The following is a 13,424-nucleotide window of genomic DNA, read 5'->3' on the forward strand; positions in this document are numbered from 1 at the left end:
ATGCCTCGCAGTCTCAAGAAGGGCCCGTTCGTCGACGACCACCTGCTTCGCAAGGTCGTCACTCAGAACGAGGCCAACAGCAAGAACGTCATCAAGACCTGGTCGCGTCGTTCGATGATCGTCCCCGCCATGCTCGGGCGCACGATCGCCGTTCACGACGGTCGCAAGCACATCCCCGTGTTCGTGACCGAGACCATGGTCGGGCACAAGCTCGGCGAGTTCGCGCCCACCCGCACCTTCCGTGGACACGAGAAGGACGACAAGAAGGGTCGCCGCCGCTAACCGCGGAGGCGAAGAAGGAGGAGAGAGATGGTGGAGTCGATCGCCCGCGTGCGACACATCCGCGTGACCCCCCAGAAGGCCCGTCGTGTCGTCAACCTGATCCGCGGCAAGCAGGCCCTCGAGGCCCTGGCCATCCTGAAGTTCGCGCCCCAGGGTGCGAGCGAGCCCGTCTACAAGCTCGTTGCGTCGGCTATCGCCAACGCGCGTGTCAAGGCGGATGCGCAGAACACCTTCCTCGACGAACAGGACCTCTACGTGTCCCGCGCGTTCGTCGACGAGGGCACGACCCTGAAGCGGTTCCAGCCGCGTGCCCAGGGCCGTGCGTTCCGCATCAACAAGCGCACCAGCCACATCACGGTCGTTCTGTCGACCCCCGATGAGCTGGCTGCCGCGGGCTCGAGCACCGGCAAGAAGAAGGCGAGCAAGTAGACATGGGTCAGAAAGTTAACCCGTACGGTTTCCGTCTCGGAATCACCACCGACCACGTGTCGCGCTGGTTCTCCGACAGCACCAAGCCCGGTCAGCGCTACGCCGACTACGTGGCTGAGGACGTCAAGATCCGTCGCATGCTCACGACGAGCCTCGACCGCGCGGGCGTTGCCCGCATCGAGATCGAGCGCACCCGTGACCGCGTCCGCGTCGACATTCACACCGCCCGTCCGGGCATCGTGATTGGTCGTCGTGGCGCCGAGGCCGAGCGCATCCGTGCCGACCTCGAGAAGCTCACGGCGAAGCAGATCCAGCTGAACATCCTCGAGGTAAAGAACCCCGAGGCCGAGGCTCAGCTCGTCGCGCAGGGCATCGCCGAGCAGCTCAGCGCTCGCGTGGCATTCCGCCGCGCAATGCGCAAGGGTCTGCAGGGCGCGCAGCGCGCCGGCGCCAAGGGCGTTCGTATCCAGGTCTCCGGCCGTCTCGGCGGCGCCGAGATGAGCCGCTCGGAGTTCTACCGCGAGGGTCGCGTTCCGCTGCACACCCTGCGCGCGAACATCGACTACGGCTTCTACGAGGCGAAGACCACCTTCGGCCGCATCGGCGTGAAGGTCTGGATCTACAAGGGCGACATCACCAACAAAGAACTCGCTCGCGAGCAGGCGACCCAGAAGTCGTCGCGCCCCGAGCGTCGTGACTCGGACCGCGGCGGCCGCCGTGGCGGCGGCCGCCCGGCTGCTGCTGAGGCCCCGGTCGCGGCCGGAGCGGAAGGCTAAGAAGAATGCTGATTCCCCGCAAGGTCAAGTACCGCAAGCAGCACCACCCCAAGCGCGGTGGTCACGCTACGGGCGGCACCACGGTGTCGTTCGGCGAGTTCGGCATCCAGGCCCTCACCCCCGCCTACGTCACCAACCGGCAGATCGAGTCCGCTCGTATCGCCATGACCCGTCACATCAAGCGTGGTGGAAAGGTGTGGATCAACATCTACCCCGACCGTCCGCTGACCAAGAAGCCCGCCGAAACCCGCATGGGTTCGGGTAAGGGTTCGCCGGAGTGGTGGGTCGCCAACGTCAAGCCGGGTCGCGTCCTCTTCGAGGTCGCCGGTGTTCCCGAGGAACTCGCTCGTGAAGCCATGACCCGTGCAATTCACAAGCTGCCCCTCAAGGCACGCATCATCAAGCGCGAGGAGGGCGACGCGTAATGGCGATCGGATCCAAGGAGCTGGCACCTGCCGAGCTCGACACTTTCGAAGACGAGCGTTTGCTCGACGAGCTGAAGCGCGCAAAGGAAGAGCTGTTCAACCTGCGCTTCCAGGCCGCGACCGGTCAGCTCGAGAGCCACGGCCGCCTGCGCGCGGTCAAGCGCGACATCGCCCGCATCTACACGGTGATCCGCGAGCGCGAGCTGGGCATCCGTGCCACGCCTGCGCCCGTCGAGGCCCCCGAGAAGCCGGCGAAGAAGTCGACCAAGAAGGCCGCTGAGGCCGCGGGCGACGAGAACACCGAGGAGAAGAAGTAATGGCGACGACGAAGAAGGCCGAAGCCGGCCACGAGTCGGCCGAGCACGACGTTCGCGACGAGAACGCCCGCGGGTACCGCAAGGCGCGTCGCGGCTACGTCGTCAGCGACAAGATGGACAAGACCATCGTTGTCGAGGTGGAAGACCGCGTGAAGCACCCGCTGTACGGCAAGGTCATCCGCCGCACCTCCAAGGTGAAGGCTCACGACGAGCAGAACAGCGCCGGCATCGGCGACCTCGTGCTCATCAACGAGACCCGTCCCCTGTCCGCCACGAAGCGCTGGCGCCTCGTCGAGATCCTCGAGAAGGCCAAGTAGGCCTCGGCCTGCTTGACCCAAAGGAGTAGGAAATGCTTCAGCAGGAATCCAGAGTCAAGGTCGCCGACAACACCGGCGCCAAGGAGCTGCTCACCATCCGCGTCCTCGGTGGCTCGGGCCGTCGCTACGCCGGCCTCGGTGACGTCATCGTCGCCACCGTCAAGGACGCGATCCCCGGCGGCAACGTCAAGAAGGGCGATGTCGTCAAGGCCGTCATCGTGCGCACGGTCAAGCAGACCCGCCGCGCCGACGGCTCCTACATCAAGTTCGACGAGAACGCCGCCGTGATCCTGAAGAACGACGGGGACCCCCGCGGTACCCGCATCTTCGGACCGGTCGGCCGTGAGCTTCGCGACAAGAAGTTCATGAAGATCGTCTCGCTCGCACCGGAGGTGCTGTAACCCATGGCCACGATCAAAAAGGGCGACCTCGTCCAGGTGATCTCGGGCGCGACCGAGGCCCGCGGTGGAGACCGCGGCAAGCAGGGTCGTGTTATCGAGGTTCTCGCCGACAAGAACCGCGTCGTTGTCGAGGGAATCAACCTCGTCACGAAGCACGTGCGCGTCGGCCAGACGCAGCGCGGCACGAAGACCGGCGGCATCGAGACGCACGAGGCGCCCATCCACGTCTCGAACGTGATGCTCGTCGACCCCAAGACCAAGAAGCCCACGCGCGTCGGATTCCGCGAGGAGACCGTTGAGAAGAACGGTGTCTCGAAGACCGTGCGGGTGCGCTACGCCAAGAAGTCGGGTGAGAAGTTCTAATGACTGACACTGCAACTGCAACCGCAGCTGGCAAAATCCAGCCGCGCCTTAAGCAGAAGTACCGCGCTGAGATCACGAAGCAGCTGACCGAAGAGTTCGGGTACACGAACCCCCACCAGGTGCCGAAGGTCGTCAAGATCGTCGTCAACACCGGTGTCGGTGAGGCCGCTCGCGACTCGAAGGTCATCGACGGCGCGATCCGCGACCTCACCCAAATCACGGGTCAGAAGCCGCAGGTCACGAAGGCGCGTAAGTCGATCGCTCAGTTCAAGCTTCGCGAGGGCATGCCCATCGGTGCTCACGTCACGCTGCGTGGCGACCGCGCCTGGGAGTTCATGGACCGCCTCGTCTCGCTTGCCCTGCCGCGCATCCGCGACTTCCGTGGCCTGAGCGACCGCCAGTTCGACGGAAACGGCAACTACACCTTCGGTCTTCAGGAGCAGAGCGTGTTCCACGAGATCGACCAGGACAAGATCGACCGCGTCCGCGGCTTCGACATCACCGTCGTCACGACCGCGAAGACCGATGACGAGGGCCGCGCCCTGCTGCGCGCTCTCGGCTTCCCCTTCACGGCCGCCGACGCCGTTCAGTAACACTCCACTCGGCCCACGCATGTGGGCCCCGATCGACAGGGTCGGCCCCGGTGTACCGGGAGTCGAAACCGGTCGAGAACAGGAACAACCATCATGACGATGACAGATCCGGTCGCAGACATGCTGACCAGACTGCGCAACGCCAACTCGGCGCACCACGACACCGTGTCGATGCCCAGCTCAAAGCTCAAGAAGGGTCTCGCTGAGATCCTGAAGCGCGAGGGCTACATCACCGACTGGGCCGTCGAAGACGCTCGTGTCGGCACCACGCTGACGCTGTCGCTGAAGTACGGCCCGAACCGTGAGCGGTCGATCGCCGGCCTCAAGCGCGTGTCGAAGCCCGGCCTCCGGGTGTACGCGAAGTCGACGGAGATCCCCCATGTACTGGGTGGCCTCGGCGTCGCGATCCTGTCCACCTCCTCGGGTCTGTTGACCGACCGCGAGGCGACGCAGAAGGGCGTGGGTGGGGAAGTCCTCGCCTACGTGTGGTAACCCGTCATGTCACGTATTGGACGCATGCCCATCGACATCCCCGGTGGTGTCGAGGTGAAGCTTGACGGCCGTGCCGTCACTGTCAAGGGCCCGAAGGGTGAGCTCTCGCTCACCGTCGCGAGCCCCATCGAGGTCGCCATCGAGGACAACCAGGTCGTCGTGACCCGTCCCGACGACGAGCGCAACTCGCGCTCGCTTCACGGCCTCACTCGCACCCTCATCGCCAACCAGATCGTCGGCGTCACCGAGGGCTACTCGAAGGGCCTCGAAGTTGTCGGCACCGGTTACCGCGTGCAGGCCAAGGGTTCGTCGGTCGAGTTCGCCCTCGGCTTCTCGCACCCGGTGACGGTTGACCCGCCCGCGGGCATCACGTTCACCGTCGAAGGCAACAACAAGCTCACCGTCAGCGGCATCGACAAGCAGGCCGTTGGCGAAGTCGCCGCGAACATCCGCAAGATCCGCAAGCCCGAGCCGTACAAGGGCAAGGGCATCCGCTACGCGGGCGAGGTCGTTCGCCGCAAGGCCGGAAAGGCTGGTAAGTAACCATGGGTCTCGGTACTCGAGGGAAGAGCAAGTCGGCCGCCAAGGGCCGCCGTCACGCGCGTCTGCGCAAGCGGATCGTCGGCACTGCCGAGCGCCCCCGCCTCGTCGTTACGCGTTCGGCTCGTCACGTGTTCGTGCAGATCGTCGACGACGCCAAGGGCCACACGCTGGCCAGCGCCTCGACGATGGAGGGCGACCTCCGTACGTTCGACGGTGACAAGACCGCGAAGGCGCGCAAGGTGGGCGAACTGCTTGCCGAGCGTGCGAAGAAGGCCGGTGTGGAGGCAGTCGTCTTCGACCGGGGTGGTAACCGTTACGCGGGTCGCGTTGCGGCGATCGCCGATGGAGCGCGAGAGGCAGGGTTGAGCCTGTGAGCGAAAACGAGAAGGAGCAGACCGTGGCGGCAGAAGCCCCCGTGGAGACCGCTGCGTCGTCGCAGTCGAACACCACCGAGACGCGCGAGCCGCGTCGCGGTGGCCGCGGCGACCGCAACCAGGGTCGTGACCGTGGTGCGCGTGACGCCGAAAAGAGTCCGTTCCTCGAGCGCGTGGTGACGATCAACCGCGTCTCGAAGGTGGTCAAGGGTGGTCGCCGCTTCAGCTTCACCGCACTGGTGGTTGTCGGCGACGGCAACGGCCTCGTGGGTGTCGGCTACGGCAAGGCCCGCGAGGTTCCGACCGCGATCTCGAAGGGTGTCGAGGAGGCGAAGAAGAACTTCTTCCGCGTCCCCCGCGTCGCTCAGACGATCCCACACCCCGTTCAGGGTGAGGCCGCCGCCGGCGTTGTGCTGCTGCGTCCGGCTGCGGCCGGTACCGGTGTTATCGCCGGTGGTCCGGTGCGCGCCGTGCTCGAGTGCGCCGGTATCCACGACGTGCTGAGCAAGTCGCTCGGCTCGTCCAACACGATCAACATCGTTCACGCGACCGTCGAGGCGCTGAAGATGCTCGAAGAGCCGCGCGCCGTCGCCGCTCGCCGTGGCCTGGACTTCGAAGACGTGGCCCCGGCCCGTCTGGTCCGCGCCGAGGCGGAGGCCGCGAAGGCCGCTGCCGGAAAGGCGGGTGCGTAATGGCCCAGCGTCTGAAGGTGACCCAGATCAAGTCCGTAATCAGCGAGAAGCAGAACCAGCGCGACACCCTGCGCAGCCTGGGCCTCAAGCGCATTGGCGACAGCGTCGTGCGCGAGGACACCCCGGCCAACCGTGGGTACGTCAAGACTGTTGCGCACCTCGTGACGGTCGAGGAGATTGACTAATGGCTGACGAAGAGAAGAAGGCTCCGGCGAAGAAGGCCCCCGCGGCCTCCAAGCCGGCTGCTGAGAAGAAGCCCGCCGCGAAGAAGGCGCCCGCCGCCTCGTCGACGGCGGCGAAGAAGCCCGCTGCGAAGGCGGATGCTGACAAGGCTCCCGCCAAGAAGGCTCCGGCTGCGAAGAAGCCGGCCGCCGCGAAGGCGACGGCCGCTAAGGCTGACGCTCCCGCTGCGGAGAAGAAGGCACCCGCCGCCAAGGCTCCTGCCAAGACGGCTCCGGCCAAGAAGGCAGAGTCGACGGAGGTCGCGCGCCCGCAGGTCCTCAAGGTGCACCACCTTCGCCCGGCTGCCGGCGCGAAGAAGGACCGCACCCGCGTGGGTCGCGGTGAGGGCTCGAAGGGTAAGACCGCGGGTCGTGGCACCAAGGGCACGAAGGCGCGCAACACCGTGCGCCCCGGCTTCCAGGGTGGCCAGCTCAACTTCGTGATGCGCGCTCCGAAGCTTCGCGGCTTCAAGAACCCGTTCCGCGTGGAGTACCAGGTCGTCAACCTCGAGAAGCTCGCCGAGCTGTACCCGAAGGGTGGCGAGGTCACGGTCGCTGACCTCGTGACCAAGGGTGCCGTGCGCAAGAACGAAAAGGTCAAGGTTCTCGGCAACGGGGACATTGCGGTTAAGCTGAACGTGACCGTCGACAAGGTCTCCCGCTCTGCTGAGCAGAAGATCGTCGCGGCCGGCGGTTCCATTCAGTAGCCGCTCGGGCGGCCCTTCGGGGCCGCCCGGCTTCGGCCCTTTCGGGCCAGCATCCTGGAGCCGCCGGGCCACGGGATGCCCATGTTTTTTCTACGGGAGGTCTCGTGTTCAGAGCTATCGGGCGAATCATCAAGACGCCCGACCTCCGCCGGAAGATCGGTTTCACCCTCGGAATCGTCGCCATCTTCCGTCTGGGTTCGTTTATCCCTGCGCCGTTCGTGGACTACCAGAACGTGCAGCTCTGTCTCCAGGGCAACGAAAGCACCACGGGCCTCTACCAGCTCGTCAACCTCTTCAGCGGTGGCGCACTGCTCCAGCTGTCGATCTTCGCGCTCGGCATCATGCCGTACATCACGGCGTCGATCATCACGCAGCTGCTTCGCGTGGTCATCCCGCACTTCGAGGCCCTCTACAAGGAGGGGCAGGCCGGCCAGGCCAAGCTGACCCAGTACACGCGTTACCTCACGATCGCGCTCGCGATCCTCCAGTCGACCACTCTCATCACGGTCGCCCGCGCTGGCGCGCTCTTCCCGACCACCTCGGGTGTTCCCCAGTGTTCGCAGCTGATCACGAACGACAGCTGGTACGCGATTCTGCTCATGGTCATCACGATGACGGCCGGAACCGGCCTCATCATGTGGCTGGGCGAGCTGATCACCGAGCGCGGTATCGGCAACGGCATGTCGCTGCTGATCTTCGTCTCGATCGCCGCGACCTTCCCGTCGGCGCTGTGGGGCATCGCCCTCGCCCAGGGTGCCGAGATCTTCATCATCGTGCTGGCCCTCGGCCTCCTCGTGATGGCCGCCGTGGTCTTCGTCGAGCAGTCTCAGCGCCGCGTTCCCGTGCAGTACGCCAAGCGCATGGTGGGGCGCCGCACCTTCGGCGGCAACAACACCTACATCCCGATCAAGGTGAACATGGCCGGCGTCGTGCCCGTCATCTTCGCCTCGTCGCTGCTGTACCTGCCGGCACTCATCGCCCAGTTCAACCAGCCGGCGGCTGGCGAGACCGCGCCTGAGTGGGTCGTCTGGATTCAGAACAACTTCGTCTCCGGCGACAACGTGCTGTACATGGTCGTGTACTTCCTGCTCATCGTCGGCTTCACCTACTTCTACGTCGCGATCACCTTCAACCCGGAGGACGTCGCCGACAACATGAAGAAGTACGGCGGCTTCATCCCCGGTATTCGTGCCGGGCGCCCGACGGCCGAGTACCTCGACTACGTCCTGACGCGCATCACGCTGCCGGGCTCGCTGTACCTCGGCCTCGTCGCCCTGATCCCGCTCATCGCCTTTGCGGCGGTCGGCGCCAACCAGAACTTCCCGTTCGGTGGCGCGAGCATCCTGATCATCGTCGGCGTGGGTCTTGAGACGGTGAAGCAGATCGACGCGCAGCTGCAGCAGCGTCACTACGAAGGTCTGCTCAAGTGACCGCGCGGCTGCTGCTCATCGGCCCGCCCGGTGCAGGCAAGGGCACCCAGGCCGCCCGTCTCTCGACACACTTCGGAATCCCCGCGATCTCGACGGGAGACATCTTCCGGCAGAACCTGCGCGATGAGACCGAGCTCGGCACGAAGGCAAAGGCCTACATCGAGGCCGGCGACAACGTCCCCGACGAGCTGACCAACGACCTCGTGCGCGACCGCCTCGAGCAGGCCGACTGCGCCGACGGGTTCCTGCTCGACGGCTACCCCCGCACAACCGACCAGGTGCGCGCGCTCGACGAGTTCCTCGCCGAGCACGGCACCGCGTTGGATGCTGTGGTCGAGCTGGTCGCGGATCCGGATGTCGTAGTCGAGCGGCTCAAGAAGCGTGCGGTCGATCAGGGACGCGTTGACGACGACGAGAACGTCGTGCGTCACCGCCTGGCCGTCTACGCCGAGCAGACCGCGCCGCTGATCGACGTGTACGCCGAACGCGGCATGTTGACGAAGGTTGACGGCATCGGTGAGATCGACGAGGTGACGGCCCGGATCCTTGAGGCCCTCACCGTTCGCGACTTGCCGTGACCCCAGCTATCACCTAAGCTTTCCCTTTGGTGCTTTCGGCATGCCTCGGCGTGTCGCCACCCGCAGCCGCCCACCGGGCGATCGCGCGGGGTGAGCACCACTTCCGCACGACCAGTGCACACTCCCACGTATAGCGACGAAGAGGCTATGGCCAAAAAAGACGGTGTCATCGAGATCGAAGGCTCGGTGGTCGAAGCGCTGCCCAACGCGATGTTCCGCGTTGAGCTGACGAACGGCCACAAGGTTCTTGCCCACATTTCGGGCAAGATGCGCCAGCACTACATCCGCATCCTCCCCGAGGACCGCGTGATCGTCGAGCTGAGCCCCTACGACCTCACCCGTGGCCGGATCGTCTACCGCTACAAGTAAGAGTTGCGCGCTGGGTAAGGAACGGCCCGGGAATCCACCCGGTGCACGAGGCCAGCGACACCAAAAGAACGAGAGAACCATGAAGGTCAACCCCAGCGTCAAGCCCATCTGCGACAAGTGCAAGGTCATTCGCCGGCACGGCAACGTGATGGTCATCTGCGAAAACCCGCGCCACAAGCAGCGCCAGGGCTAACACAGTCGAGGCCAGTGCGGGCCTCCCCAGAACTCACAACTGAATACACACCACTAGGCAGTTCCAGAACCCGCGAGACATGCGGGGGACACCTCGGGCGGGAGGCCCGGGCACCGGAACTGCTCCATACCTCCCGAAGAACCCTGTAAGGAGCCATCATGGCCCGTCTTGCCGGAGTCGACATTCCCCGCGATAAGCGCGTGGAAGTCGCCCTGACCTACATCTACGGCGTCGGCCGCACGCGTGCGACCGACACGCTTGCGGCGACCGGTATCGACCGCAACATCCGCGTCAAGGACCTGACTGACGAGCAGCTCGTCGCTCTCCGTGACCACATTGAAGGCACCTACAAGGTGGAGGGTGACCTTCGCCGTGAGGTCGCGTCCGACATTCGCCGCAAGGTCGAGATCGGGTCGTACGAGGGCCTGCGCCACCGCCGTGGCCTGCCCGTGCGCGGTCAGCGCACGAAGACCAACGCTCGTACCCGCAAGGGTCCGAAGCGCACCGTCGCCGGCAAGAAGAAGGCGCGCTAGTCCCGGGCTCCGCCCGCGAAGCGCATCCAGAACAGGTTCAGGAGAAAACTCATGGCAGCACCCAAGTCGGCCGCGCGTAAGCCCCGCCGCAAGGACAAGAAGAACATCGCCGTCGGCCAGGCTCACATCAAGTCGACGTTCAACAACACGATCGTGTCGATCACCGACCCGAGCGGCGCCGTCATCAGCTGGGCGTCGTCCGGCCAGGTCGGCTTCAAGGGCTCGCGTAAGTCGACCCCGTTCGCCGCGCAGCTTGCCGCCGAGTCGGCCGCCCGCCAGGCGCAGGAGCACGGCATGAAGAAGGTCGACGTCTTCGTGAAGGGCCCGGGTTCGGGCCGCGAGACCGCGATCCGTTCGCTTCAGGCAGCCGGCCTCGAGGTGGGTTCGATCAGCGACGTGACGCCCCAGGCGCACAACGGCTGCCGCCCGCCCAAGCGCCGCCGCGTCTAGTCAGCGTTCCGCGCGCATCCCGTGAATTTATGGATGCGCGCGGTGCGCTGTGAGCGCCCGCGCGCGTCCGCACGGCCCCAGCTTTCGAGAAAACTCAACACACTCGACGAGATCCGCCCTCGTCGCGCAACAAGTGTCATATAGCGGACACTTCGCCGAAAGGAACCCATAGTGCTCATCGCACAGCGTCCCACTCTGACCGAGGAGAGCGTCTCCGAATTCCGGTCGCGGTTCATCATCGAACCGCTCGAGCCCGGCTTCGGCTACACGCTCGGCAACTCCATGCGTCGCACCCTGCTGTCGTCGATCCCCGGCGCGGCCGTGACGAGCATCCGCATTGACGGCGTGCTCCACGAGTTCAGCACGATCGACGGTGTGAAGGAAGACGTCACCGAGATCATCCTGAACATCAAGCAGCTGGTCGTCTCGAGCGAGCATGACGAGCCGATCACCGCTTACCTGCGCAAGACGGGTGCGGGCGAGGTCACCGCTGCCGACATCTCAGCCCCCGCCGGCGTTGAGATTCACAACCCCGAGCTCGTGATCGCGACGCTGAACGACAGCGCGAAGTTCGAGCTTGAGCTCACCATCGAGCGTGGCCGTGGCTACGTGTCGGCGACCCAGAACCGCAGCGAGTTCAGCGAGGCCGGTCAGATTCCGGTCGACTCGATCTACTCGCCCGTGCTGAAGGTCACCTACCGTGTCGAGGCCACCCGTGCCGGCGAGCGCACCGACTTCGACCGCCTCGTGGTTGACGTCGAGACGAAGCCCGCCATCAGCCCTCGCGATGCCATCGCCTCGGCTGGCCGCACCCTGGTCGAGCTGTTCGGTCTCGCCCGTGAGCTGAACACGCAGGCCGAGGGCATCGAGATCGGCCCCGCGCCGGTCGACGCCGTGCTCTCGAACGAGCTCTCGATGCCGATCGAAGACCTCGACCTCTCGGTGCGCAGCTACAACTGCCTGAAGCGTGAGGGCATCAACACCGTCAGCGAGCTCGTCGCCCTGTCGGAGACCCAGCTCATGAACATCCGCAACTTCGGTCAGAAGTCGGTCGACGAGGTCAAGGACAAGCTCGTCGAGATGGGCCTGTCGCTGAAGGACGCCGTTCCCGGCTTTGATGGCGCCGCGTTCTACAGCTACGACGACGAGACCAACTAACGGGTTCGTCTTTTCGCCGCACCCCTCAACACCTCACTGACGAACCCCACACAGGAGAACCACGATCATGCCTAAGCCCACCAAGGGTCCCCGCCTCGGAGGCGGTCCGGCGCACGAGCGTCTGCTGCTCGCGAACCTCGCGACCGCGCTGTTCACGCACAAGCGCATCACCACCACCGAGACGAAGGCGAAGCGTCTGCGCCCCCTCGCCGAGCGTCTGGTCACCTTCGCCAAGCGCGGCGACCTGCACGCCCGTCGTCGCGTCATGACGGTTGTGCGCGACAAGACCGCCGTGCACGAGCTCTTCACCGAGATCGCGCCGCTCGTTGCCGAGCGCGAGGGTGGCTACACCCGCATCACGAAGATCGGCAACCGTAAGGGCGACAACGCCCCCATGGCGGTCATCGAGCTCGTTCTCGAGCCCGTGAACCCGAAGCCGAAGTCGGCGAAGAAGACGGCTGCGGCTGCGGCAGCGGCCCCTGCCGCCGATGAGGCCCCGGCCGAGGAGACCGTCGAGGAGCCCACGGCTGACGAGACCGTCGCCGACGGCGCCGCCGACGAGTCGACCGAAGCCGCCTCGACCGACGAGGCCGCGGAGAGCGACGAGACCAAGTAGTTCTCGCTCACTCGCGAACACGTGAGAGCCCCGCCCGGATGTCCGGGCGGGGCTCTACTGTTGTCGGCGTGAGTGAGCCCCTGATCGATAGCGGCGCGAACGCCGTTGACACGTCCCGCCCGCTCCGGGCGCGCATCCCCGCCACCGAATTGCCCGCCCTCGGCGACGGCAACGGCGTCACGGTGACGTGGCGCGAGGCGCGCCTCGACGATGCCGAAGCCATCGCCGAGCTGTTCGCCGCGATGGCAGAGCGCGATCACCCCGAATGGAGTGAAACGGTCGACGAGATCCGCGGCGAGTTCGAGCACTCGTACGTTGATCCGGCCCGCGACGGCGTGGTCGCCGTCGACGCAGACGGCCGCATGGTCGCCCACGGCCTCTGCATTCGCACTCCCGACCCCGTCGACTATGCCCGGGTCATTCTGATGGGCGGCGTACACCCGGCGGTGCGCGGCCGCGGTGTCGGGCGCCAGCTGCTTGCCTGGCAGCAGGCGCGCGCCGAACAGCTGCTCGGCGAGCTTGAGCTGACCATGCCGGGCTGGGTCATGTCCTATGCGGCCGAGGTCGCGCCCGAACACGGTCGACTGCTCGAACACGCCGGCTTCAGCGCCGTGCGGTACTTCACGACGCTTCACGCCGAGCTCGCCGACGCGCCGATTGACGACCGTCCGGTGCCCGACGGCATTCGTGTTGAGGCCTGGTCGAGCGAATACAGCGAGGTGGCGCGAGCCGCCAAGAACGCCGCGTTCGCCGACCACTGGGGGTCGCAGCCCTCGAGCCGAGAAACCTGGGATGCCTGGCAGCAGCTCGACACCTTCCGGCCCGAGCTGTCGCGTCTGGCGTTCGACGGCGGCCGCGTGGTCGGCTTCGTGACCACCGACGTCAACGAGGAGGACTGGCAGCGCCTCGGCCGCTCGAGCGGCTACATCGGACTCGTCGGGACGGTTCGCGACTGGCGCGGCAAAGGCCTGGCCAGCGCACTCCTCGCCGAGGTCATGACGGCGCACCGCCGTGCGGGCTTCGAGCTGTCGGTGCTCGACGTCGACACGGCGAACCCCACGGGCGCGCTCGGGGTATACGAGCGCCTCGGCTTCACCGCCGTCTCGCGCGACGTGGCCTACCGGCGCCTGTACTAGCGGCTGCGCAAACGGTGCCGCAGGCGCCC

General features: G+C 66.0%; 24 protein-coding genes. All 24 read left to right on the top strand.

Annotated features, from left to right (window positions below; translation table 11 throughout):
* The 24 genes from rpsS (at window position 1) to EV141_RS09675 (ending at window position 13,395) form a co-directional block, all read left to right on the top strand.
* Entirely contained in the window at window positions 1-282 is a 282-nt protein-coding gene (rpsS, locus tag EV141_RS09560) for a 30S ribosomal protein S19 (RefSeq protein ID WP_130485712.1), read from the top strand.
* 27 nt (window positions 283-309) lie between these two features.
* On the top strand, window positions 310-711 hold the full coding sequence (gene rplV, locus EV141_RS09565; protein ID WP_130485713.1) for a 50S ribosomal protein L22: 402 nt from the start codon (window positions 310-312) through the stop codon (window positions 709-711).
* Window positions 712-713: 2 nt separating this feature from the next.
* The gene (rpsC, locus tag EV141_RS09570; RefSeq protein WP_130485714.1) at window positions 714-1,487 is read left to right on the top strand and encodes a 30S ribosomal protein S3; all 774 of its coding nucleotides are present in this window, start codon (window positions 714-716) and stop codon (window positions 1,485-1,487) included.
* A gap of 5 nt (window positions 1,488-1,492) precedes the next feature.
* Window positions 1,493-1,912, top strand: coding sequence for a 50S ribosomal protein L16 (gene rplP, locus EV141_RS09575; RefSeq protein WP_130485715.1), 420 nt, complete (start codon window positions 1,493-1,495; stop codon window positions 1,910-1,912).
* On the top strand, window positions 1,912-2,229 hold the full coding sequence (gene rpmC / locus EV141_RS09580) for a 50S ribosomal protein L29 (RefSeq protein ID WP_130485716.1): 318 nt from the start codon (window positions 1,912-1,914) through the stop codon (window positions 2,227-2,229). Before rplP ends, rpmC begins: the two co-directional genes overlap by 1 nt.
* On the top strand, window positions 2,229-2,546 hold the full coding sequence (gene rpsQ / locus EV141_RS09585) for a 30S ribosomal protein S17 (protein ID WP_130283783.1): 318 nt from the start codon (window positions 2,229-2,231) through the stop codon (window positions 2,544-2,546). Before rpmC ends, rpsQ begins: the two co-directional genes overlap by 1 nt.
* Window positions 2,547-2,578: 32 nt before the next feature.
* The gene (gene rplN, locus EV141_RS09590; protein ID WP_096420549.1) at window positions 2,579-2,947 is read left to right on the top strand and encodes a 50S ribosomal protein L14; all 369 of its coding nucleotides are present in this window, start codon (window positions 2,579-2,581) and stop codon (window positions 2,945-2,947) included.
* Window positions 2,948-2,950: 3 nt separating this feature from the next.
* On the top strand, window positions 2,951-3,310 hold the full coding sequence (gene rplX / locus EV141_RS09595; RefSeq protein ID WP_130485717.1) for a 50S ribosomal protein L24: 360 nt from the start codon (window positions 2,951-2,953) through the stop codon (window positions 3,308-3,310).
* Entirely contained in the window at window positions 3,310-3,903 is a 594-nt protein-coding gene (rplE, locus tag EV141_RS09600) for a 50S ribosomal protein L5 (protein ID WP_130485718.1), read from the top strand. Before rplX ends, rplE begins: the two co-directional genes overlap by 1 nt.
* 93 nt (window positions 3,904-3,996) lie before the next feature.
* On the top strand, window positions 3,997-4,395 hold the full coding sequence (gene rpsH / locus EV141_RS09605; protein ID WP_130485719.1) for a 30S ribosomal protein S8: 399 nt from the start codon (window positions 3,997-3,999) through the stop codon (window positions 4,393-4,395).
* Window positions 4,396-4,401: 6 nt separating this feature from the next.
* Window positions 4,402-4,938: a 50S ribosomal protein L6 gene (rplF, locus tag EV141_RS09610; RefSeq protein ID WP_130485720.1), complete on the top strand. Its 537-nt coding sequence runs from the start codon at window positions 4,402-4,404 to the stop codon at window positions 4,936-4,938.
* A gap of 2 nt (window positions 4,939-4,940) precedes the next feature.
* On the top strand, window positions 4,941-5,312 hold the full coding sequence (gene rplR / locus EV141_RS09615; RefSeq protein WP_130485721.1) for a 50S ribosomal protein L18: 372 nt from the start codon (window positions 4,941-4,943) through the stop codon (window positions 5,310-5,312).
* Window positions 5,309-6,004 carry a 30S ribosomal protein S5 gene (gene rpsE, locus EV141_RS09620; protein WP_130485722.1) on the top strand — a complete coding sequence of 232 codons (696 nt, stop codon included), beginning with the start codon at window positions 5,309-5,311 and terminating at the stop codon, window positions 6,002-6,004. Before rplR ends, rpsE begins: the two co-directional genes overlap by 4 nt.
* The gene (gene rpmD, locus EV141_RS09625) at window positions 6,004-6,189 is read left to right on the top strand and encodes a 50S ribosomal protein L30 (protein ID WP_096420560.1); all 186 of its coding nucleotides are present in this window, start codon (window positions 6,004-6,006) and stop codon (window positions 6,187-6,189) included. The genes rpsE and rpmD overlap by 1 nt, the downstream gene beginning before the upstream one ends.
* Complete coding sequence (gene rplO, locus EV141_RS09630) at window positions 6,189-6,932, top strand: 50S ribosomal protein L15 (protein WP_130485723.1); 744 nt, start codon at window positions 6,189-6,191, stop codon at window positions 6,930-6,932. The genes rpmD and rplO overlap by 1 nt, the downstream gene beginning before the upstream one ends.
* Before the next feature lie 104 nt (window positions 6,933-7,036).
* Window positions 7,037-8,362, top strand: coding sequence for a preprotein translocase subunit SecY (gene secY, locus EV141_RS09635; RefSeq protein WP_130485724.1), 1,326 nt, complete (start codon window positions 7,037-7,039; stop codon window positions 8,360-8,362).
* Complete coding sequence (locus tag EV141_RS09640) at window positions 8,359-8,940, top strand: adenylate kinase (RefSeq protein WP_130485725.1); 582 nt, start codon at window positions 8,359-8,361, stop codon at window positions 8,938-8,940. The genes secY and EV141_RS09640 overlap by 4 nt, the downstream gene beginning before the upstream one ends.
* A gap of 147 nt (window positions 8,941-9,087) precedes the next feature.
* The gene (gene infA, locus EV141_RS09645; RefSeq protein WP_021759551.1) at window positions 9,088-9,309 is read left to right on the top strand and encodes a translation initiation factor IF-1; all 222 of its coding nucleotides are present in this window, start codon (window positions 9,088-9,090) and stop codon (window positions 9,307-9,309) included.
* Window positions 9,310-9,388: 79 nt separating this feature from the next.
* Window positions 9,389-9,502, top strand: coding sequence for a 50S ribosomal protein L36 (gene rpmJ, locus EV141_RS09650; protein WP_047561540.1), 114 nt, complete (start codon window positions 9,389-9,391; stop codon window positions 9,500-9,502).
* A 158-nt stretch (window positions 9,503-9,660) separates the two neighbouring features.
* Window positions 9,661-10,035 carry a 30S ribosomal protein S13 gene (rpsM, locus tag EV141_RS09655; RefSeq protein ID WP_130485726.1) on the top strand — a complete coding sequence of 125 codons (375 nt, stop codon included), beginning with the start codon at window positions 9,661-9,663 and terminating at the stop codon, window positions 10,033-10,035.
* Between the two features lie 51 nt (window positions 10,036-10,086).
* On the top strand, window positions 10,087-10,485 hold the full coding sequence (gene rpsK / locus EV141_RS09660; protein ID WP_096420569.1) for a 30S ribosomal protein S11: 399 nt from the start codon (window positions 10,087-10,089) through the stop codon (window positions 10,483-10,485).
* A 171-nt stretch (window positions 10,486-10,656) separates the two neighbouring features.
* Entirely contained in the window at window positions 10,657-11,643 is a 987-nt protein-coding gene (locus EV141_RS09665; RefSeq protein ID WP_130485727.1) for a DNA-directed RNA polymerase subunit alpha, read from the top strand.
* Between the two features lie 67 nt (window positions 11,644-11,710).
* Window positions 11,711-12,259, top strand: a complete 549-nt coding sequence (gene rplQ / locus EV141_RS09670; RefSeq protein WP_130485728.1) for a 50S ribosomal protein L17 — start codon at window positions 11,711-11,713, stop codon at window positions 12,257-12,259.
* Between the two features lie 68 nt (window positions 12,260-12,327).
* Window positions 12,328-13,395, top strand: coding sequence for a GNAT family N-acetyltransferase (locus EV141_RS09675; RefSeq protein WP_185740100.1), 1,068 nt, complete (start codon window positions 12,328-12,330; stop codon window positions 13,393-13,395).
* The last annotated feature ends 29 nt before the right edge of the window (window positions 13,396-13,424 follow it).

It is taken from the genome of Microcella putealis, from assembly GCF_004216575.1.
GTDB classification, from domain to species: Bacteria; Actinomycetota; Actinomycetes; order Actinomycetales; family Microbacteriaceae; genus Microcella; species Microcella putealis.